The organism is Leisingera sp. F5 (assembly GCF_001593695.1).
In genome coordinates, this window is record NZ_LUKH01000008.1 from 35,304 (window position 1) to 56,109 (window position 20,806).

Consider the following 20,806-nt stretch of genomic DNA (forward strand, 5'->3'; position numbering starts at 1 on the left):
TCGCTGCCCGTCAGTAACCCATTACCGAGGCACGGGCGTTCATCTGGCCGTTATCGGCATAGGTCATATAGCCGCCAATGCTGTCGCGGTAGGCAAGGAAGCTTTCGGTGATGCGGCGCACCAGCCCGTCGTCGTCCTCTTGCAGGTCGGTGATCACCTCCTTGGCAGCGGCGCCCATTGCAGCGATCACATCCTCGGGGAACATTTTCACCTGCACGCCATCCTCTTCGACCATCTTCTTCAGCGCCAGGGCGTGTTTGGTGGTGTATTCCGTCCAAACCGGATTGTAGAGGCTTTCGCAGGCCAGCGACACAACCTGCTGCAGGTCTTCCGGCAGGTTCCCGAAAGCCGCGGCATTGACACCGCATTCCTCGGCAGAGGAAGGCTCGCCCACACCCGGCCAATAGTAGTTCTTGGCCACTTGGTAGTAGCCAAGCGCGCTGTCGGTCCAGGGTCCGATGAATTCGCCTGCATCCAGCGCCCCGGTCTGCAAGCCCTGGAACATCGCCGGGCCGCTGGTGGCCTCGGCCGCCATGCCAAGTTTCGATGCCATTTCCGAGGCCAGCCCGGTGGTGCGGAACTTGAGGCCTTTCAGGTCCTCGGCAGAGTTGATCTCGGTCTTGAACCAGCCGCCCCACTGCGGTCCGGAATTGCCGCAAAGGAACGGTTTGATGCCGAAGCGGCCGTACATCTCGTCATAAAGGGCCTGGCCGCCGCCGTGGTACATCCAGCCGAATTGCTCATCCGCGCGCAGGCCAAACGGCTGCGAGCCGAACAGCAGGATGCCCTTGGATTTCGATCCCCAATACGCCGGCACGGCGTGATACAGCTCGGCGGTGCCTTCAGAAACCGCATCAAACACACCGCGGCCCGGAACCAGTTCACCCGCGGCGAAAAGCTTCACTTCGATCCGGCCGCCGGAAAGGGTGGTGATCCGGTCAGCCAGCATCTGTGCCGCCACACCGGGTCCAGGCAGGTTCTTCGGCCAGGCGGTTACCATCTTCCATTGCATTTTGCCCTGGGCAATGGCGGGGCTGGCCAGCGCCGTTGCCGCTGCGCCCAATGCGCCGGTTTTCAAAAACGCGCGTCTTTCCATGTCTCCATTCCTCCGTCTGTCGGTGCATCTGCGATGGGCGGATGCCGGCAGCGCAGACTTTGTTATGTTGTAGGCGCTTTACATTAATATGTAGCTACATATTAATGTCAATCACAGTTGCGCGGTTCGAATTCGCCATTCTGCGCAGAATGCAATATGGAGCGGCGGCAAACATTTTCCCGTTTGACCTGGGGGATGAAAATTGACGGACAAGCCACGGCATTCCTGGATAACCATCCGGGACAGCATCCGGGAGATGATCCTGAACTCCACCTACGGGCCGGGAGATAAGCTGCCGCGGGACGAGGAGTTTGCCGCACGGTTCGGCTGCGCCCGCTCCACCGTTCACCGGGCCATGCGGGATCTGGCTCAAAGCGGGCTGGTGGAGCGGCGGCGCAAGGGCGGCACTATGGTGCAGCGCGATCCTGTGACCCGGGCAACCCTGAACATCCCGATCACAAGGCTTGAGGTCGAGCAGAAAGGCTGCGTGTACCGCTACCAACTGATCCGGCAGTCGGTACAGCGATCCAGCCCGGCCATAATGGCAAATTTCGGCCTGCATGAAGCCCGGCCGATGCTGCGGGTCGAAGCTTTGCATCTTGCCGACAGCCGCCCCTATATCTTCGAGGACCGCTGGATCTGCCTGGAGACTGTGCCGGAAATAAATACGGTGGACCTGACACGCGAAAGCGCAAACGAATGGCTTGTCCGCAACCGCCCCTACAGCAGGTGCGATTTGCGCCTTTATGCCCGCCCTGGAACCAAAAACGACAGTGAAATTCTCCAGAGTGCGATCGGAGACGCGCTGTTTGTCATGGAACGCACAACCTGGATCGGCGACGCCCCGATCACCAGCCTGCGGGCCGTTGCCCACCCGGGTTATCAGCTGTTCACTCAGGGATGATGGAGTATGAACGCTCGGAAACGGCCGGCCGCTAAGCGGGCAGATTGGATCGGACGTGCACGAGCCTCAGGGGCTCGGTGCCGTGAATTGAGACGCTGGCGCCGGGCGCTGAAAACAGGCACTGGCAAGGGGATGGCATGATGGAATCTTGGGATGCAGTGGTGATCGGCGCCGGGCCTGCAGGGCTGATGGCCGCCGAGGAGCTGGGCCGCGCCGGGTATCGCGTGCTGGTGGCAGAAGCCAAGCCATCAGTGGCGCGCAAGTTCCTGATGGCGGGCAAGTCCGGATTGAATCTGACCAAGGACGAACCGTTTGACCAGTTGATCACCCGCTATGGAGAGGCCGCAGACTGGCTGTCGCCAATGATCCGCGTCTTTGATGCAGAGGCGGTTCAGAATTGGGCGCGGGAACTGGGGAGCGAGCTGTTCACCGGCTCGACAGGCCGGGTGTTTCCGACGGTCATGAAAGCCTCACCGCTGCTGCGCGCTTGGCTGGCACGCCTTGATGGTTTCGGCGCACAGGTCCGTACGCGATGGCGCTGGGCCGGCTGGGAGGGCACGGTGCTTGCTTTTGAAACACCGGACGGGCCGAAGCAGATTGATGCCAGGGCGGTTGTTTTGGCTCTGGGCGGCGCCAGTTGGGCGCGGCTTGGGTCGGACGGAGGCTGGGTCCCTCTGCTGGGTGGAAAAGCCGTAGAGATTGCCCCGTTCAAACCTGCCAATGCAGGGCTTCTGGTTGATTGGTCCGATCACATTGCGCCGCAATTCGGACAGCCGCTAAAGGGCATCGCATTGCATGCCGGCTCTTTGTCTTCACGCGGGGAAGCCGTGATATCGGAGCACGGGCTGGAAGGGGGCGGCATCTACTCCGTCTGCGCCGCAGTGCGGGATAGAGAGACACTGCGGATGGATCTGCTCCCGGATCTGGAACTGGCAGAAATTGCACGCCGCCTGTCCCGCCCGCGCGGCAAGGCGAGCTTTTCTAATCATCTGCGAAAGGTGTTGAAGCTGGGAGCTGCAAGGGCAGCAGTGTTGCAGGAATTCGGACGGCCTTTGCCACAGGATGCCCCTGCCCTGGCCGGGTTGATAAAGACGCTGCCAGTCAAACATGCAGGCCTGCGGCCTATGGACGAGGCGATCTCCACGGCCGGCGGCGTGCAGCGGGAAGCGCTGCATGGGAACCTGATGCTGAAACAACTCCCCGGCACTTTCTGCGCCGGGGAAATGCTGGATTGGGAGGCGCCGACGGGCGGCTATCTGCTGACAGCGTGCCTGGCTACCGGGCGTTGGGCGGGCCGGTCAGCGGCAGGCTACTTGGCGAGTGCGGCAACCCGCTGATAGGCGTCGCGTTTCCGCATCCGTTTTCCATAGCCTAGCAGCTTCTCGCCTTCGATCGGGAATTTGGCGCTATGGGCCCAATTCAGGCAATGGGTGCAGATGATGTCGGCGATTGTGAATTCCGTACCCATCAGGAACTCTGCGCCCATCTTACCTTCAAGCCGCGCCAGATTGTGGGCAAATTCCCATTTCAGGCTGCCTTTCACTTCCGGCACCCGCTGATCTTCGGGCAGGATAAAACTGTGGCGGGCCGCGGCCCACAGCACAGCATCCACTTCGTCCAGCAGGAGATGCGTCATAGCATCCTGCTTGGCGCGGGCTATCGTGCCAGCAGGTGCGGTCAAGGCGCCGTGCTTGTCAGCGAGATATGTGAGAATGGCAGTTGAATCGCTGATGGCCTCGCCTTCGGCCTGAAGCACTGGCACCTTGCCTGAGACATTAAGCGCCTGAACTTCCGGGCTGCGGGGGGCGTGCTGTTTCAGCTCATAGGGCTGCCCAAGCTCTTCCAACGCCCAAAGCACCCGGAAGGTGCGGGTGAGCGGAATGCCGGTGACGGTATACATCGTCTCTCTCCTGTTATGTGTCCCTAAGATGGGCGGCACAGCAAGGGGGATCAAGCCGGGGCAGACATTCCCGGATCAGCGGGCGCGGCCCAGCATGGCCAGCCGGATCAGGGCGCGCTCCATCAGCGCCAGCGCCGGCGCGGTCTGGCCCGCGGAACGCAGCGCCAGGTCAGTATCGGTAATGATCGTCAGCGCGGTCTCCAGCCGGTTTGCGCCCCAGTTCTGCGCCTGGCGCAGCATCCGGTCGCGGCGTTTGCCGTATAGCGGCGGGCGCAGCTGGCCGATGCCCTGGGCAGGGCCGCCGGGTGCAGCGGCAATGGTGTAGAGCGTGCGGAAATGCCGGGTTGCTCCGATGCAGAGTGTCACAGCGTTGGTGCCTTGCGCCTGCAGGCGGCGGATCAGCGGGCCGATTTCGGCACTGCGGGCTTCGGCTACCACATTCAGAACATCGTCCAGCGCGGCCTCGGTCGATTGCGGAGCAACGGCGCCGATATCCTCCAGCGAAAGCGGGCTGCTGTCGCCGTGTTTATAAAGCGCCAGCTTTTCGATCATGCGGGAGAAATCGCCGGGACCGGTATCATTGGCGATATCCGTCAGCGCTGACATGCTGTCACCGGGAACGTCTCGGATACTTGCCTCCCCCAGGATCCGCTCAATCTCGGCACGCGAAGGCGGGTCGTCGTAGATGCCAACCGCATAGGCATTGTTGTGGCCTTCAAACGCCTTCCGCAGTTTCGAGGTGGCCTTGAGTTGCCCTGCTGTGACCACAATCTGCGCATCCCCCGGCTGCCAGTCTTCCAGCGCTGTCGCAATGGCAGGCGTGGCGGTGTCATTGGCGCCTTCGACAAAAACCGCCCGGACACCGGGAAAGAACCCCACCGCCTTCACGGCATCCAGCAGCTGTGCTGGATCCTTGCGCAGGTCGCTGCCGGGCAGGCGGGTCAGGCGCATTTCCTCTTCGGCACCGGGGCCAAGCAGGGCTGCCAGCACTTGCTGCCGTTTCAGCGACACGCGCATTGCGTCGGCGCCATAGATCAGGATGCCGGTCTTGCCCGGATCAGGCTTGACGAAATAGCCGTCGGCTTCGCGCGGAGAGAGCTTCATTCCGCCTGAGCGGAGAGATCCGCGGTCGCCAGAATCTGCGCAGTGATCTGATCGGCCAGGATCACCATCAGCCGCTCATGCGCGTCACGTTCACCTGCCAGCGTCTCCACGGTGGAGCCGGTGGCGGAGTAACCGGTGAAATTCTGCACGGTGCCGCTGGAAGTTACCTTGCCATCCGACAAGCGGGTCAGTGAAAAGCCAGCACTGCCGATCACCGAATAGCGGGTGATCTCATTGCCCGCAGTGATTGCCTGGCCTTCTTCCTGGGTGCTGAGTGTCAGGTCCAGCTTGTACGCAGCACTGGCACCGCGGCCCAGGCGCTGCTCCAGATTCTGCACCAGGAAGTAGGCATCAGTTCCACTGGCGGTCTTGATCTCCTCCGGAGCCTGAACCTCGATCTGGCCATAAAGCGCAGTTCCGGTGCCACCGGGGGCGTACACCGGGGTAAAGCCGCAGGCCGCTGCCACAAAGGGCAGCGCCATCAGCAAGGTTCTGCGGTTAAGCAACGACATTCACAATCCGGCCCGGCACCACGATCACCTTTTTCGGCGCGCCGCCATTCAGCGCCTTTTGCACAGCTTCGTGCGCCAGCGCGCGTTTTTCAACCTCTGCCTTGTCCAGATCCTTGGCGACTTCGATTTCACCGCGGCGCTTACCGTTGATTTGGATCGGCAGGGTGACGGTGTCCTCAACCAGCATGGCTTCGTCTGCGACCGGCCAGGGCGCGGTAGCGCACAAGCCCTCGCCGCCCTGGTGGTTCCAGATGTCTTCGGCCAGGTGCGGGGTCATCGGCGCCATCAGCTGCGCCAGGGTCATAATCGCCTGTTTCTGCACCTTGGCACCTGCCTTGGATTTGGCGAGGGTGTTGGTAAAGGCGTAAAGCTTGGCAATCGCGGCATTGAAGCCAAAGGAATCGACGCCCAGGGTCACATCGCGGATGCATTTATGTGTCTCGCGCAGCAACGCCTCGTCGCCTTCACCCGCCGCATCCGGGTCCATTTCGCCGATCCGGTCGCACAGGTTCCAGACCCGGTTCAGGTGTTTATAGGAAGCCTCGGCCCCGGCGGCGGTCCATTCCACATCGCGCTCGGGCGGCGAATCGGACAGCACAAACCAGCGGGCGGTGTCGGCGCCAAACGACGAGATGATATGCAGCGGGTCCACAACATTGTTCTTTGACTTAGACATCTTGGCGGAGGGGATGATCTCCACCTCGGTGCCGTCTCCGAGGAAGCCCTTGCCGTCGCGCAACTCCACTTCCTCGGGGTAGTGGTAGACTGGGCGGTGGTTGCCGCCGGTGGTCTTGTAGATCGCGTGGGTCACCATGCCTTGCGTGAACAGAGCATCAAACGGTTCTGTTGATTTCTCTGGCAGGTGGCCGCAAATCTGCATCGCGCGGGCAAAGAAGCGGGAATAAAGCAGGTGCAGAATCGCGTGCTCGATGCCGCCGATATACTGGTCGACGTTCATCCAGTATTCGGCCTCGGCCATATCGGTCGGCGTTTCTGCGCGCGGGGCGGTGAAACGGGCAAAATACCAGGACGAATCGACGAAAGTATCCATGGTGTCGGTTTCGCGCAAAGCAGGCTTGCCGCAGGAGGGGCAGGCACAGTTGCGCCAAGTCGGGTGGCGGTCCAGCGGGTTGCCCGGCACAGAGAAGTCGATGGCCTTGCCGTCTTCGTCGTAAGGCAGCGCGATCGGCAGGTTCCCTTTCTTCTCAGGCACCACGCCACAGTCTTCGCAATGCACAACGGGAATCGGGCAGCCCCAATAGCGCTGGCGGCTGAGCCCCCAGTCGCGCAGGCGGTATTTGGTGACGCCCTGGCCCCAGCCGGCTTGTTCCGCAAAATCCACGGTGGCGTTGATGGCTTCTTCACCCGTGGACTCGGTCAGCCCGGCAAAGTGATCGACCCAGCGGACCTTTTCGGTCTTCGGCGGCACGAAGGCTTCGTTGGCAACCGGCGTGTCATTGTCCAGCGCAAAGAAGGTATCGGTGACCGGCAGATCGTACTTGCGGCAGAAGTCCAGGTCGCGCTGGTCATGCGCCGGGCAGGCAAAGATCGCGCCGGTGCCGTAGTCCATCAGGATGAAGTTGGCGATCCAGACCGGCAGCTCCCAGTCGGGATTCAGCGGGTGCTTTACCCGGATGCCGGTGTCATAACCCAGCTTTTCTGCGGTCTCGATGGCTTCTTCGGTGGTGCCGCCTTTGCGGCATTCGGCGACAAAACCCGCGACTTCTTCCGATTCGGCCTCCAACGCCTTGGCAATCGGGTGGTCGGGCGAGATACCGACAAAAGACGCGCCCATCAGAGTGTCGGGGCGAGTGGTGTAAACCTCAATCGGTTCTGCGCCGTCGGTGCGTTCAAACGAAAACTGCAGGCCGCGCGATTTGCCGATCCAGTTTTCCTGCATCAGGCGCACCTTGGCGGGCCAGTTCTCCAAGCCATCCAGCGCCGACAGCAGCTCTTCGGACATATCAGAGATCTTGAAGAACCATTGGGTCAGCTCGCGCCGCTCCACCAGCGCACCGGAGCGCCAGCCGCGGCCATTCTCGACCTGCTCGTTGGCCAGCACCGTCATGTCGATGGGGTCCCAGTTCACCACCGCGTTTTTGCGGTAAACGAGGCCCTTCTCCAGGAAATCCAAGAACAACGCCTGCTGCTGGCCGTAATATTCCGGGTCGCAAGTGGCAAACATGCGTGACCAATCCAGCGACAGGCCCAGCGGTTTCATCTGTTCAACCATCGTGTCGATGTTCGAATAGGTCCAGTCTTTGGGGTGCCCGCCCGAGGCCATCGCCGCATTTTCGGCTGGCATGCCAAAAGCGTCAAACCCCATTGGGTGCAGTACGTTATGGCCAGTAGACAGTTTATAGCGCGCGATCACGTCGCCCATCGTGTAGTTGCGCACGTGGCCCATGTGCAGCTTGCCCGACGGGTAGGGAAACATCTCCAGCACATAATACTTCGGCTTGCCGCCGGTGCGCTTGGCCTGGAATATCCCGGCCTTGTCCCAGGCTTCCTGCCATTTAGCTTCGATTTCCGGGGCTTCGTAACGCGACATCAGAGCGGTCCTTTGCATGAAAACGCCGGGCAAGTGGCCCGGCGCTTCTGATAATGGGGTTTGGCTGGTGTTTCCAGAGCGCAGCGGGTCAGAGTTTTTTGTCTGCGATTCGCAGCTGCCGCGCGCGGGAAAGAATCGCATCCTCAACTGCGCGGGACGTGCTGGCACTGACCGGGCCGCCCTTGGATTGCAGCGCAACGTTCAGGGAACGCGCGTCCAGGGCCGGGTCCTTGATGTGAACGGTGGCCCGGTAAGTGCGGCCGCCGCCCGGCGGGGTGCCATAGCCCGTGACGATAACACCGGTGAATGGATCGACCGATTGAACCGGCAGGAAGTTCAGCACGTCCAGGCTGGCAGCCCATAGATACCGGTTGACCTGCACATTCTGGTCAGGCTGGCCGCGGAATACATCCCAGATCGAGGACTGTGTCGCGGCGCCTTGGATCTCTTCCTTATGGCTGATCGTCCGTGCGGTGCTTGCCGGCGGCTTTCCGCCTTTATTACCGCCACCGCAGGCCGCAAGGCCAAGACAGATCGCGCCGATCACTGTTACCCGCAGGGTCTTTCCGTATTTCATAACCGCTCCCGGAGCCATTTTCTGCGCGAACACCTAACGCAAGCCGCGCCGGCGGAGCAAGGCCTTAGCGTCTATAGTACTGCTCCAGTGCGCGTTTCCGGGGAATTCAGGGCATAGAATGGATGAAGGTTCTTCAGGACGGGCGACGCGGCAGGGGGGACTGTGGCAAAGCTGCACCATCCCGCGGCGCATCGTTTCGCCTGACTTTCCCAACACTTGCCAAAACGGGGGTGAAAGAGCGAAACCCCTTGGCATACCCACGCCGGATTCCCCGGTTTGGGCTTAAGATTAGAAAACCGAGGGAAAAACGATGAAAAAGGTTCTCTTCGCGACCACCGCGCTGATCGCCACCGCAGGCATGGCCGCGGCTGAAGGTGTCAACATTTCCGGCTACGGCCGTTTCGGTCTGGACTACAACGAAGCCAACGACGTGACCGGCAACCTGGACAACACCGATGCAACCAACATCACCAGCCGTTTCCGCCTGACCTTTGATGTGTCGGAAGAAACCGATGGCGGTGTAACCGTTGGTGCCCGTATCCGTGCCCAGGCAGAAAACCGTGACGGCGCTCAAGGCAATGCCACCTTCTCCAGCCCGCAGTTCCACGTCGCATACGGCGGCCTGCGTGTGAACGTTGGCAACATCTGGGGCGCGATCGACTCCGCACCGGGCCTGTACCTGAACACCACCTCGGTTGGCACCGGCATCGACGGCATGGGCTTCAACTCCCTGGCCATCAAAGGCGCTGGCTTTGACACCTTCACCTCTGCTGGTGCTGGCGTTGGCGGCATCGAAGCCATCTACTCCGCTGGCGGCTTCACCGGCCACATCTCCTACTCGAAGCAGAACGGCGTCGCAGGTACCTCTACCGACGCAAACGGTGTTGAGCGCACCGCGCTGATGCTGAACTACTCGTTCGGCGATTACTTCGTGACCGGTGCATACCAGTCCGCAGACAACGGTCGCACCATCACCAAAGGTGGTGTTGCAGTTGAAGCCGACGACGATCTGATCTTCCTGGCAGGTGGTGCTGACTTCGGCCAGTTCGGCGCGACTCTGCAGCTGGCTCAGACCGAAGAAGCTGACAGCGTTACCCTGGCTGGCGAAGCTGAAATCGGCGCAGCCTCGACCCTGATCGCATGGGTGAACTCCACCGACATCGATACCGGCGTGACTGCAGGTCAGACCGTGACCGACGGCACCGCATTCGGCATCAACTACGAGTACGACCTGGGTGGCGGCGTGACCTTCGTTGCTGGCTACGTGAACACTGCAGCCGACAACGACGACAACTCCGTTCAGGCAGGTCTGCACTTCAGCTTCTAAGCTGAAGTTCACCTAGCGTGAATTCGGGGCGGGTTCCTTCGGGAGCCCGCCCTTTTCTTTTGCCCCTTAACATTTGCAGGCAAACAGTGTTTTTTGCGGCCAAACAGCTATGAGGCCATATCCATGCCGCTTGAAGATATCAGTTCTCGAATCGCCAAAGCTGAACAGCAGGCCGGCCGTATGCCGGGCAGTGTGCAGCTGATTGCGGTTTCCAAGGTGCAGCCGGACGAGCGGGTTGAGGCGGTGCTGCAGGAAGGCCATCGCTGTTTCGGTGAAAACAAGGTGCAAGAGGCCGCTGGAAAGTGGCCGGGATTCGCGGAACAGTTTGACGGCATCGATTTGCATTTGATCGGCCCGTTGCAGACCAACAAAACCCGCCAGGCGATGGAGCTGTTTGACAGCATCCACTCAGTCGACCGGCCCAAGCTGGCCAATACGCTGGCCCGGCTGGCGCAAGAGCTGGGCAAGTGCCCGGACTTGTTCGTTCAAGTGAATACCGGCGAGGAGGAGCAAAAGGCAGGCGTGATGCCGTCCGATGCAGATGCTTTCATCGCAGACTGCCGCCAGCTTGATCTGCCTCTCAAGGGGCTGATGTGTATCCCGCCTGCGGAAGAAGAGGCCAGCCTGCATTTCGCGCTGCTGGCAAAGATTGCTGAGCGCAACGGATTGAAGGGTTTGTCGATGGGAATGAGCGGCGATTTCGAGAAAGCCATAGCACTTGGTGCCACCCATGTTCGCGTCGGCTCTGCCATTTTCGGTGCCCGCACCTATTGAGGTACAAAAGTTTTGGGCAAAACTTTTGCCAAGACTTTTTGAAAAGTCTTGGCTGCGTCAGGTGCGCGCTAGCTGCGGGACGATAACCCGGGATCCAGGTTGAACCCGGTCAGCAAGCCAATGGAGATCCGCGCGTGAGAAAGCGATGCAGCCTTCAGTGGGGTATCCAGGCCCCCTCCATTGGTGAAGGAAGATCGCAGAACCGCGTCCCGGAGTTGCGGCTGGCCAGTTCCAATCGGTGATCAAAACCAGATCATACAGCGGATCACTGCGCCGCAGTCTTTCATGGCTGAACGGGTGCGGTGTCCGCACATGGTGGTTGTAGTTCACATCTCCTGAATCATCCGACCATAGGTCCCGCGGACCAATGGGCTTGGCCCAGGAGACAGGGCGGCACAGCCTGTCGGGGCGGTAATACATGCCTGCAATGCGATGTACTCCGACGGGAGTCGCGCCATCCCCTTCGCGTTTGTTCCGGGACAGTCCGCCTTTGCCGATTGTGCAAGGCAGCACACGCCCCAGAAAACGCACGCCGCGGGGTGTCAGGACCAGATCGGCAGGTGATGTCACAGCATATGCCCCGACTTGCGGGCCTTGGTCGCCAGGTAGTGCTGATTGTGGGCATTCTCACCCACTTTCAGCGCAACACGCTCTGCCACATGCACGCCGGTCTTCTCCATCATCGCAATCTTGTTCGGGTTGTTGGTCAGCAGCCGCACTTGGGAGAATCCCAATTCTTGCAAAATAGAGGCGCCCAGCCGGAAGTCGCGCTCATCATCCTCAAACCCCAGACGGTGATTGGCCTCCACTGTATCAAAGCCTTGGTCCTGCAGGGAGTAGGCCCGCATTTTGTTGGCAAGGCCGATCCCACGGCCCTCCTGATTCAGGTACAGAAGGACACCCGCACCTTCCGCGCCCATCTGTGCCAGTGCGCCGTGCAGCTGCGGGCCGCAATCGCATTTCAGCGAGCCTAGCACGTCGCCGGTGAAGCAGGCCGAATGCAGCCGGGCCAGAACCGGCTTGGATCTGTCGGGGCGGCCGACTTCCACAGCATAATGCTCCTCGGCGCCATCCTCCGGGCGGAAGATATGCAGCCTGCCGGCTTCGGCGGCATTCATTGGCAGGCGGGCAGCTGCGACCGGGTGCAGGGGGGAGCTTTCACTCAGCAAGGGTTCTGCGGCTGTACGCGAAATGGCGGTAAGGCTGTGGGCCGCGGCAAATCCGGACGGATCGCTGATGGGCACAAGAGCAGCAGCTGGCAGCAGGCGCGCGGATTTAACCAGTGCAATTGCCAGCCGGTGCAGGTCTGCATTGCCGCCGCGCTGGCTGGACAGCGGACCCTTCATCGGTGTGTTCAGATCATCCGCCGGGTCGGCCAGCGACTGGATCCATTTCAGATCCTCAGTGCCGGGGACAATTATACGGGCGGTGTCCGCATCATACACCCGGGCCTTCAGGGTTTCCGCTCGCCGGGCGGTCAGCGCCAAAGTCGGAACGCCCAAGAAACGCATGTCTGCCAAACGTGCGTCTGTCAGTGATTCCACAGCAATTGCCAGCGCGGCCTCCGGGCCATCGCTCAATACCACCGGCAGGCCCATGCGCAGATCGACCCGGGCACGGGCCAGCAGTTCGATTATAGTGGGCATCAGGCTCATACGGGGATTCCGGTGTTATTTTGTAACAAAGGCTCGCTGTCTTTACGCCCAAATGCAACGGATGTGAAACATTTTCCCTGCCATGGACACGTCGGCGTGAGAGTATTGCAGCAAATCTTGCCGAGGGCGCAAGGGATGCGCATGTGTGGTCGAGTGAACAGGAGGGCGAGCTGATGGCGCAACTGAAGAAAATTCTGCTGGTTGATGATGATGAAGACCTGCGAGAGGCCTTGAGCGAGCAGCTGGTGATGACCGAGGACTTTGATGTTTTCGAGGCGGAAAACGGTCAAGGCGCAATGGAGCGCGCCAAGGAGGCCCTCTATGATCTGATTATTCTGGACGTGGGCCTGCCCGACACCGACGGGCGCGAGTTGTGCCGCTTGATGCGCAAGCAGGGGGTGAAAGCGCCTGTCCTGATGCTGACAGGCCATGACAGCGATGCAGACACCATTCTGGGCCTGGATGCCGGTGCCAATGATTATGTCTCTAAACCCTTCAAGTTCCCGGTGCTGCTGGCGCGGATTCGGGCTCAGCTGCGTCAGCACGAACAGTCTGAGGACGCGGTCTTTGCGCTTGGACCCTATACTTTCAAGCCGTCGATGAAGCTCCTGATCACGGAGGATGAGCGTAAGATCCGGCTGACCGAGAAGGAAACCAACATCCTCAAGTTTCTCTATCGCTCCAGCGATGGTGTGGTGCCGCGTGATGTTCTGCTGCATGAGGTGTGGGGATACAATGCAGGCGTGACCACGCATACGCTGGAAACCCATATCTACCGTCTGCGGCAGAAAATTGAGCCCGATCCGTCGAATGCACGCCTGTTGGTGACGGAATCCGGCGGTTACCGGCTGGTTGCCTGATGTAATCGGCGTTGAGCCAGATCAAAGAAGACCCTGTGGTTCATCTTTAGAACGGACCCTATCCCGCGCATATCCGGGTCACGGTATGCACCTCCCTGTTGGACTTGGCCGGGCGTGATGCCCGGCCTTTTTTTGTCTGGATGGTTTTAACCGCGGGTCAATTCATCTCTGGCCCTTCCCGGCCCGGACAGGCAGTATCGCGCCGGAACCCGGATTTCACGATGAGGCGCGCGATGCCATTTACTCTTGCCACTTGGAATATCAACTCGGTCCGCCTGCGCGAACCGATTGTGCAGAAGCTGCTGCAGGAGGAAGGGCCGGATGTGCTCTGCCTGCAGGAGTGCAAAAGCCCGGTGGACAAGATTCCGTTGGAAGGCTTTGCTGCTTTGGGCTACGGCCACATGGTTGCGCGCGGCCAGAAAGGATACAACGGGGTAGCGATCCTGTCGCGCCTGCCGATCGAAGATGCTGGGGACCAGGATTTTGCCGGTCTTGGCCATGCCCGCCATGTGGCCGGGCGGCTGGAGAACGGAGTGGTGATCCACAATTTCTATGTACCGGCGGGCGGTGATGTGCCGGACCGGGAAAAGAACGAAAAATTCGGCCAGAAGCTCGATTACCTCACGGAGATGCGTGACTGGTTCCAGGCGGACAAACCGGAAAAGTCCATCCTGGTCGGCGACCTCAATATCGCCCCGCGCGAGGATGATGTCTGGGACCACAAGAAGCTGTTGAAGGTTGTCAGCCATACGCCCATTGAGGTGGAGCATTTCGCAGAAGTGATGGATGCGGGCGGATGGTCCGATGTGACCCGGAACGATATCCCCGACGGCCGTCTGTACAGCTGGTGGAGCTACCGGGCCAAGGATTGGGATGCCGCCGACAAGGGGCGCCGTCTCGACCACGTCTGGGCGACGCCGGACATCAAAAACGCGGCCCATTCCAGCCGGATCCTGCGGGATGCCCGCAGCTGGGAAAAGCCCAGCGATCATGCGCCGGTATTTGCAACCTTTGATCTGTGACAACAGGCGGAGCGCTCCCGCCTGATCCACAACATCCGCAGGATGTTTCTCCTCCGTTGGGCATGGCACTGCGCTGACGCGCAGCGCGGCGCCCGGCCCAACACCGTAAGGGTTCTGGCGCAGACAGGGCGCGCTGACGGAGACGGGAGCACTTCCGCTCAACGCAGCCAGCGGGCGTATTCGGGGTGTCTGTCCTGCATGTCCTGGTAGAGCCAGACCATCCGGTCCACAAACCACAGCTTGCCGCCAATCATCAGCGTCAGGCCACCAAGGATGAAACCGGGATCCAAGATCCAAAGACCATAGAGCCAGGGGAGCGCTCCTATGCCGGAGATCCATGCCAGGCCCTTAGCCCAGCCCAGGTGATGGCGCGGTATGGGAACTTGCGCCCGGTTCAGCAGCACCCGCTCGCCAAATGTGCCGCGGGACGCCCAGGTGTCCGTGCTGGCAGGCCGGCCAAAGGCGCGCGGGTTCCACCAGATCCACAACAGCACCAGCGCTATGGGCAGAACCGCCCTCCAACCCAGCCATACACGGGACCAGATGGCGAGTGTCATCAGAGGCAGAACAGTCATTCTACTCACAACGCTCCACGGGTTGGCGTGCCGCGCCCAAGCGGCGTCATCCATACGCATCATCTTTTCAGAAAGGGCAAAGAGATCGAACCTGCGGCTGGCCATCGGCAAACTCCTCTCTTGGTTTCCGGCGCTTGGGATTCCATATAGGGGGCAAGTTCCAAGCGGAGAACAATCTGATGACCGAAATTCTTGGCAGCACCGCACCGGCGGGTGATCTGATCAAAGACGTGACCGAAGCCACTTTCATGCAGGACGTTGTCGAAGCGTCGATGCAGGCGCCGGTGATTGTCGACTTCTGGGCGCCCTGGTGCGGCCCCTGCAAAACCCTGGGTCCGATGCTGGAGGCAGCTGTCACCAAGGCCAAGGGCGCCGCGACCATGGCCAAAATCAACGTGGACGAAAATCAGCGCCTGGCACAGGCACTGGCGCAGCAGGGGTTGCCGCTGCAGTCGATCCCCACTGTGGTTGCCTTCGTAGAGGGGCGTCCGATCGACATGTTCCAAGGGGCCTTGCCGGCATCGGAAATTGAGGCCTTTGTGAATAAGGCCATCGAGGCGGGGGGCGGCTCAGCCGACGGCGGTCTGGGCGAAGCCCTGGAAGCGGCGGAACAGATGCTGACTGAGGGTGCCGTGGCGGATGCCGCACAGACCTTTGCCGCAATCCTGGGCGAAGATGACAAGAATGCCGCGGCTTACGGAGGATTGGCACGCGCGCATATCGCGCTCGGCGATCTGGATCAGGCGGAGGCCGTTTTGAACGGCGCACCCGCCGAGATTGCGGATGCCGCCGAGATTGAAGCCGCGCATGCGCAGATTGCTCTGGCGCGGCAGGCCGAGAACGCTGGCCCGGTGGGGGAATTGCGGGCTGCGGTGGACGCCAACCCGGATGACTTGCAGGCGCGTTTCGACCTGGCGCAGGCGCTTCATGCAGCAGGAGATGCGGAAGCCGCAGTAGATGAGTTGCTGGAGCTTTTCCGCCGTGACCGCGAGTGGAACGAGGGGGCCGCCAAGGTGCAGCTCTTCACCATCTTTGATGCGCTCAAGCCCAACGACCCGGTGGTTCTCAACGGGCGCCGGAAACTGAGCTCAATGATATTTGCCTAAGGCCGGGGCAGCACTACACTCTGTCCCATGATCCAACCAGCTGATCTGCCGGACACGATTGCCGTGTTCCCATTGCCCGGGGCGCTTTTGCTGCCCCGGTCGCGCTTACCGCTGCATATATTCGAGCCGCGCTACCTGCAGATGCTCGAAGACACGCTGAAGACGCGGCAGCGGCTGATTGGCATGGTGCAGCCCTGTCCGGGGCCAAAAGGGACGGGGGAGGAGCTGCATGTGATTGGCTGCGCCGGGCGCGTCACGCAGTTCTCCGAGACAGAAGACGGAAGATACCTGGTCACGCTTTCAGGCGTGTCCCGGTTCCGTATCACCCGCGAAGCCAATGGATTTACCCCCTATCAGCGTTGCGACGTCAGCTGGACGGGATTTGACAGGGACCTTGGCCGCTCCGAGGCGGACGATACCCTTGACCGGCCTTCCTTTCTGGATCTGCTGGAGCGGTTCTTTTCTTCCCGGAGCCTGTCGACCGATTGGGAAGCGTTGAAAGATGCGGACGACGAACTGCTGATCAATTCCCTGGCCATGCTCTTGGAATTTGACACCGAAGAGAAACAGGCCTTGCTCGAAGCGCCCTGCCTTGCCACAAGGCGGGAAACGCTTGTCACTTTGATTGAATTCGCCCTGCGCGGCGGCTCTCAGGAGGAAACCCTGCAATGACCGAAACACAGGCGCCTGCCTTTGACCGCCGGATGCTGGAAGCGCTGGTCTGCCCGCTGACTCAGGCCGTGCTGGAATACGATGCCCAGGCGCAAGAACTGATTTCGCGTGCTGCCAACTTGGCCTTTCCGATCCGCAATGGCATCCCGGTGATGCTGGTAGATGAGGCGCGCGCGCTGGACTGACGCTGCACAATGCCGGCGTCAACGCCTTAGATTGGCTGCCCTTTCAACAGCTTGGGCAAGTCGCCGGTCAGGCCCGCCGCCTCGCGCACGAAATTGCGGCGCAGGCCAGGGATCGCTCCAGCCAAACCCATGCCAATGTCCCGTCCCAGACGCAGCAGCGGGTTGTCGTTGGAGAACAGCCGGTTGAATACATCCGTGGCTGCAGCCAATGAGGCTGTGTCGAACCGGCGCCATTGCTGGTAACGCTCCATCACCAGGGATGAGCCGATATCCTCGCCGCGCCGTGTGGCCTCGGTGATCACTTCGGCCAATGCTCCGACATCCCGCAGGCCTGCATTCAGCCCTTGACCAGCAATCGGGTGCATCCCATGCGCCGCATCCCCCACCAGCGCCATGCGGTCGCCGATAAAACTGTTGGCGATGGTCAGGTTCAGCGGATAGGTGAAGCGTTTGCCCGCCAGGGAAATCTCTCCGAGAAAATCACCAAAGCGCGGCCGCAGCGCCTGAATGTATTCGGCGTCAGTCAGCGCGTGGATGGCCTTGGCGGTCTCCGTCCGCTCGCTCCACACGATGGAGGACCGGTTGCCCGGCAGCGGCAGGATTGCCAGCGGGCCAGGCGGCATGAAAAACTGATGCGCGATGCCGTGATGCGGTTTCTCATGGTCGATGGCGCAGACCAGGGCTGTCTGTCCATAGTCCCAGCCAGTGCGCTTGATGCCTGCGCGCTGCGCAGTGCCGCTGCGGCGCCCGTCCGAGCCGACCAGAACCTGGCCGCGCAACTCGCCGCCGTCATCCAGGGTGACGGTGACACCGGTCTGATCCGGTGCCTGGGCGACCACCGTGCGCCCGGATACCAGAGTGATGCCCGGCGCGTCTTCCATAGCCTGCAGAAAGGCGCGGCGCAAAAAACGGTCCTCAACCATATAGCCCATCGGGCCTTCTTCCAGCTCGGCGTGGTCGAAGTGGATAAAGAAAGGCGATGGTCCCTGGCCTGCATGGCCGTCTGTCACCTTGATCTCCAGCATGGGTTGCGCGTTGTTGCCGGCTTGCTGCCAGACGCCAGTCTGCTGCAGCAGCCGCTGCGACGCCAGTGCCAGCGCATAGCCGCGCCCGTCAAAGCCCTCGTCGGCAAGCTTGTCCGGGGTATGCGCGTCAACCACGGTGACGCTGTGGCCGGTCTGCGCTAGAGCCAGGGCCAGCGCGGGGCCGTTCAGCCCGCCGCCTACGATCAGGATATCAGACGCATTTTTCATGCCCCGCAATATGCGCCTGCTGGCGGGATTGTCCATCCGGGAAGCGCGGGATTGTGCCTGTGTCTTACTGCCGCTACCGTTTGCATCAACTGCATTTGGGGAGACGGGCTGATGCAAGACTGGCTGACAATGACCGCCGCTGATCTGGGGCGGGGGATCGAGGCGGGTGAAATCGGTCCGGTGGCGCTGACCCGCTGCTATCTGGACGCCATTGATGCGCACCCGTTGAAGGACCGGATCTATACCCAAGTGACACATGATCGCGCCCTGGCCGAGGCAGAAGCCGCGCAGGCACGTGCGGATCTCGGCCTGCGCAGGTCGCTGCTGGACGGGGTGCCGGTCAGTTGGAAGGATCTGTTTGACAGTGCGGGCACCGCAACCGAATCCGGTTCGGATCTGCTGAAAGACCGGGTTCCGGAACACGATTCAGCGGTCCTGCACAACGCAACCCTTATGGGGGCGGTCTGCCTGGGCAAAACACATATGAGCGAACTGGCGTTCTCAGGCCTTGGCTTCAATCCGATCAAGGAAACGCCGCCTTGTGTGAATGATCCGGACGCCGCACCAGGCGGTTCGTCTTCCGGGGCGGCTGCGTCGGTTGCCTTTGGCCTGGCCGCGGCCGGGATCGGCTCTGACACGGGCGGTTCGGTCCGTATTCCGTCAGCCTGGAATGACCTGGCGGGCCTCAAGACCACTTCGGGCCGAGTCACGCTGGAGGGTGTGGTGCCGCTGTGCCTGAAGTTCGATACCATCGGTCCGCTGGCCCGCTCGGTCGAGGATGCCGGGCTGCTGCTGGGGCTGCTGGAGGGAACGGCGGGACCGGATCTGCGCAATCCTGCGCCGCTCAAAGGGCGCCGTTTTGCTGACCTGCAGACCGTGGCGCAGAACGATCTGGACCCGGCAGTTGCGGCCGCACACCGTGAGGCACTGGACAGGCTGAGACAGGCCGGCGCCGAAATCGTGCCTTTAGAAGTGCCAGAGCTTGAGGAGGCAATGGGCCTTAGCCCGATTCTCTACACCACCGAAGCCTATGGCCTGTGGAAAGACGTGATCGAGGCAACGCCGTATCTGATGTATTCTGAAATCCTTGAGCGCTTCCGCTCGGGTGCGCAGTTCAGCGGTTCGGATTATGTCGCGGCTTGGGGTAAACTGGAGCAATGCCGGATGGCCTGGGATCTGGCGGCAGCCGGGTTTGATGCGGTGCTCAGCCCGGTATCGCCGATCCTGCCGCCGAACTTGAACAGGCTGCAAAGCGATCATGACTATTATGTGCAGTCCAACCTGCTGGCACTGCGCAATACGCGGATCGGCAACTTGATGGGGCTGTGCGCGCTTTCGCTGCCCACGGGCACGCCCAGTTGCGGACTGCAAGTGATGGGCCAGCCGGATTGCGAAGAGGCTCTGCTGCGCACCGGCGCCGCGATTGAAATGGCCTTGGCCTGAAAGCCACATTCGGCCCATCGGGCACTTCACCGGGTGGACGCACCCGCCCGCCACCTGTAACCTGAGGCGCAAACGGGGCGCCAATGATCCTGTGACCGAGGCATTAGATATGGATTTTCCTGAGCGGTTTTCAAACCTGCCAGCCTATGCGTTTCCGCGCCTGCGGGCGTTATTGGACCATCACACACCCGGCGGGGATGTGGTGCATATGACCATTGGCGAGCCGAAACATGCATTTCCGGCCTGGGTCACCGATGTCATCACTGATAATGCCTCCGGGTTTAACCAGTATCCTAACAACGACGGCACGCCTGAACTGCGTGGTGCCATCGCCGGCTGGATAGCCCGCCGTTACGGCGTGACCGCGGACCCAGAAACGCAAGTCATGGCGCTGAACGGGACCCGCGAAGGGCTGTACAATGCCGCAATGGCGTTGTGTCCGGAGCAGAAGAACGGGCAAAAGCCGGTGGTGCTGATTCCGAACCCCTTCTACCAGGTCTATATGGTGGCTGCGATTTCGGTCGCGGCAGAGCCGGTATTCGTGCCCGCAACGGCGGCCACCGGCCATCTGCCGGATTATGAGAACCTGCCCGAGGAAGTGCTCAACCGCACCGCCGCGGCCTATATCTGTTCGCCCGCCAACCCCCAGGGCGCTGTCGCGTCGCGCGGCTACTGGACCCGGCTGATCCGGTTGGCCGAGAAATACGATTTCCGCATCTTCGCAGATGAATGCTATTCCGAGATTTACCGCGGTGAGGCCCCCGTTGGTGCATTGACTGTTGCCCAGGAACTGCGCGCCGATCCTGAGCGTGTGGTCTTGTTCAACTCCCTGTCGAAACGCTCAAACCTTCCGGGGCTGCGCTCTGGATTGATTGCTGGCGGTCCGGAAACCATCAAACGTGTTAAACAGCTGCGCGCCTATTCCGGTGCCCCGCTGCCGGCCCCGCTGCAGGCTGCCGCGGCCAAGGTTTGGGCGGATGAGGCGCATGTGGTGGAAAACCGCGCGCTTTATCAGAAGAAATACAAAATTGCCGATGAGGTCTTTGCCGGTCTCAACGGCTATATGGCGCCCGAAGCGGGCTTCTTCCTTTGGCTTCCGGTGGAAAATGGCGAGCAGGCCGCACTGAAGCTGTGGCAGGAGACCGGTGTGCGGGTGCTGCCCGGCGCCTATCTGGCGCAAGGCGAACCTGGGCAGAACCCGGGCGAAGGCTACATCCGGGTGGCGCTGGTCGCCCCCGCCGAGGACACCCGCACGGCGCTGAGCACAGTGCGCGGGTGTCTTTACTGAAC

Annotated in this window: 21 protein-coding genes; 11 read left to right on the forward strand and 10 right to left on the reverse strand. The window is 61.3% G+C overall.

Annotated features, from left to right (window positions below; translation table 11 throughout):
• Positions 1-10 precede the first annotated feature (10 nt).
• On the reverse strand, positions 11-1,096 hold the full coding sequence (locus A2I95_RS06585; RefSeq protein ID WP_291729001.1) for a TRAP transporter substrate-binding protein: 1,086 nt from the start codon (positions 1,094-1,096) through the stop codon (positions 11-13).
• Positions 1,097-1,298: 202 nt separating this feature from the next.
• Between A2I95_RS06585 and A2I95_RS06590 the strand changes: the two genes are divergently transcribed.
• Together A2I95_RS06590 and A2I95_RS06595 are read left to right on the forward strand one after the other, a co-directional pair.
• Positions 1,299-2,000 (forward strand): GntR family transcriptional regulator, encoded by a 702-nt coding sequence (locus A2I95_RS06590; RefSeq protein ID WP_291729002.1) that lies wholly within the window; start codon positions 1,299-1,301, stop codon positions 1,998-2,000.
• Between the two features lie 137 nt (positions 2,001-2,137).
• On the forward strand, positions 2,138-3,337 hold the full coding sequence (locus tag A2I95_RS06595; RefSeq protein ID WP_291729003.1) for a TIGR03862 family flavoprotein: 1,200 nt from the start codon (positions 2,138-2,140) through the stop codon (positions 3,335-3,337).
• Here the strand turns inward: A2I95_RS06595 and A2I95_RS06600 are convergent.
• From A2I95_RS06600 to A2I95_RS06620, 5 genes are all read right to left on the reverse strand, one after another.
• Positions 3,310-3,900, reverse strand: a complete 591-nt coding sequence (locus tag A2I95_RS06600) for a glutathione S-transferase family protein (protein ID WP_291729004.1) — start codon at positions 3,898-3,900, stop codon at positions 3,310-3,312. The two genes, A2I95_RS06595 and A2I95_RS06600, sit on opposite strands and share 28 nt — an antisense overlap.
• 75 nt (positions 3,901-3,975) lie before the next feature.
• The gene (holA, locus tag A2I95_RS06605; protein WP_291729005.1) at positions 3,976-5,004 is read right to left on the reverse strand and encodes a DNA polymerase III subunit delta; all 1,029 of its coding nucleotides are present in this window, start codon (positions 5,002-5,004) and stop codon (positions 3,976-3,978) included.
• A complete protein-coding gene (lptE, locus tag A2I95_RS06610; RefSeq protein WP_291729006.1) occupies positions 5,001-5,516 on the reverse strand; it encodes an LPS assembly lipoprotein LptE in 516 nt (171 codons plus the stop codon). Before lptE ends, holA begins: the two co-directional genes overlap by 4 nt.
• Entirely contained in the window at positions 5,503-8,067 is a 2,565-nt protein-coding gene (leuS, locus tag A2I95_RS06615; protein ID WP_291729007.1) for a leucine--tRNA ligase, read from the reverse strand. Before leuS ends, lptE begins: the two co-directional genes overlap by 14 nt.
• Before the next feature lie 88 nt (positions 8,068-8,155).
• On the reverse strand, positions 8,156-8,644 hold the full coding sequence (locus A2I95_RS06620; protein ID WP_291729008.1) for a DUF3576 domain-containing protein: 489 nt from the start codon (positions 8,642-8,644) through the stop codon (positions 8,156-8,158).
• A 310-nt stretch (positions 8,645-8,954) separates the two neighbouring features.
• On the opposite strand from A2I95_RS06620, the gene A2I95_RS06625 reads away from it, so the two are divergent.
• Positions 8,955-9,971, forward strand: coding sequence for a porin (locus A2I95_RS06625; protein WP_291729009.1), 1,017 nt, complete (start codon positions 8,955-8,957; stop codon positions 9,969-9,971).
• Between the two features lie 123 nt (positions 9,972-10,094).
• Positions 10,095-10,745: a YggS family pyridoxal phosphate-dependent enzyme gene (locus tag A2I95_RS06630; RefSeq protein ID WP_291729010.1), complete on the forward strand. Its 651-nt coding sequence runs from the start codon at positions 10,095-10,097 to the stop codon at positions 10,743-10,745.
• A 57-nt stretch (positions 10,746-10,802) separates the two neighbouring features.
• Here A2I95_RS06630 and A2I95_RS06635 read toward each other — a convergent pair whose 3' ends face one another.
• Together A2I95_RS06635 and ribA are read right to left on the reverse strand one after the other, a co-directional pair.
• Complete coding sequence (locus A2I95_RS06635; protein ID WP_291729154.1) at positions 10,803-11,297, reverse strand: L,D-transpeptidase family protein; 495 nt, start codon at positions 11,295-11,297, stop codon at positions 10,803-10,805.
• 14 nt (positions 11,298-11,311) lie between these two features.
• Entirely contained in the window at positions 11,312-12,400 is a 1,089-nt protein-coding gene (gene ribA, locus A2I95_RS06640; RefSeq protein WP_291729011.1) for a GTP cyclohydrolase II, read from the reverse strand.
• A gap of 173 nt (positions 12,401-12,573) precedes the next feature.
• Here ribA and A2I95_RS06645 point away from each other — a divergent pair, with 173 nt between their 5' ends.
• Positions 12,574-13,260 carry a response regulator transcription factor gene (locus A2I95_RS06645; protein ID WP_027256830.1) on the forward strand — a complete coding sequence of 229 codons (687 nt, stop codon included), beginning with the start codon at positions 12,574-12,576 and terminating at the stop codon, positions 13,258-13,260.
• A 233-nt stretch (positions 13,261-13,493) separates the two neighbouring features.
• Positions 13,494-14,282 carry an exodeoxyribonuclease III gene (locus A2I95_RS06650; protein WP_291729012.1) on the forward strand — a complete coding sequence of 263 codons (789 nt, stop codon included), beginning with the start codon at positions 13,494-13,496 and terminating at the stop codon, positions 14,280-14,282.
• Positions 14,283-14,440: 158 nt separating this feature from the next.
• Here the strand turns inward: A2I95_RS06650 and A2I95_RS06655 are convergent, their stop codons facing one another.
• Entirely contained in the window at positions 14,441-14,962 is a 522-nt protein-coding gene (locus tag A2I95_RS06655; protein WP_291729013.1) for a DUF6653 family protein, read from the reverse strand.
• Positions 14,963-15,036: 74 nt separating this feature from the next.
• Here A2I95_RS06655 and A2I95_RS06660 point away from each other — a divergent pair, with 74 nt between their 5' ends.
• Genes A2I95_RS06660 through A2I95_RS06670 form a run of 3 tightly spaced genes read left to right on the forward strand, consistent with a single transcriptional unit; the run spans position 15,037 to position 16,820 of the window.
• The gene (locus A2I95_RS06660; RefSeq protein WP_291729014.1) at positions 15,037-15,963 is read left to right on the forward strand and encodes a tetratricopeptide repeat protein; all 927 of its coding nucleotides are present in this window, start codon (positions 15,037-15,039) and stop codon (positions 15,961-15,963) included.
• A gap of 27 nt (positions 15,964-15,990) precedes the next feature.
• Positions 15,991-16,635, forward strand: a complete 645-nt coding sequence (locus tag A2I95_RS06665) for an LON peptidase substrate-binding domain-containing protein (protein WP_291729015.1) — start codon at positions 15,991-15,993, stop codon at positions 16,633-16,635.
• Entirely contained in the window at positions 16,632-16,820 is a 189-nt protein-coding gene (locus A2I95_RS06670; RefSeq protein ID WP_129372445.1) for a Trm112 family protein, read from the forward strand. The genes A2I95_RS06665 and A2I95_RS06670 overlap by 4 nt, the downstream gene beginning before the upstream one ends.
• Before the next feature lie 26 nt (positions 16,821-16,846).
• Here the strand turns inward: A2I95_RS06670 and A2I95_RS06675 are convergent, their stop codons facing one another.
• Positions 16,847-18,073, reverse strand: a complete 1,227-nt coding sequence (locus A2I95_RS06675; RefSeq protein WP_291729016.1) for an FAD-dependent monooxygenase — start codon at positions 18,071-18,073, stop codon at positions 16,847-16,849.
• A 111-nt stretch (positions 18,074-18,184) separates the two neighbouring features.
• On the opposite strand from A2I95_RS06675, the gene A2I95_RS06680 reads away from it, so the two are divergent.
• Both A2I95_RS06680 and A2I95_RS06685 read left to right on the forward strand, forming a co-directional pair.
• Complete coding sequence (locus A2I95_RS06680) at positions 18,185-19,516, forward strand: amidase (protein WP_291729017.1); 1,332 nt, start codon at positions 18,185-18,187, stop codon at positions 19,514-19,516.
• 109 nt (positions 19,517-19,625) lie between these two features.
• On the forward strand, positions 19,626-20,804 hold the full coding sequence (locus A2I95_RS06685) for an aminotransferase class I/II-fold pyridoxal phosphate-dependent enzyme (RefSeq protein WP_291729018.1): 1,179 nt from the start codon (positions 19,626-19,628) through the stop codon (positions 20,802-20,804).
• The last annotated feature ends 2 nt before the right edge of the window (positions 20,805-20,806 follow it).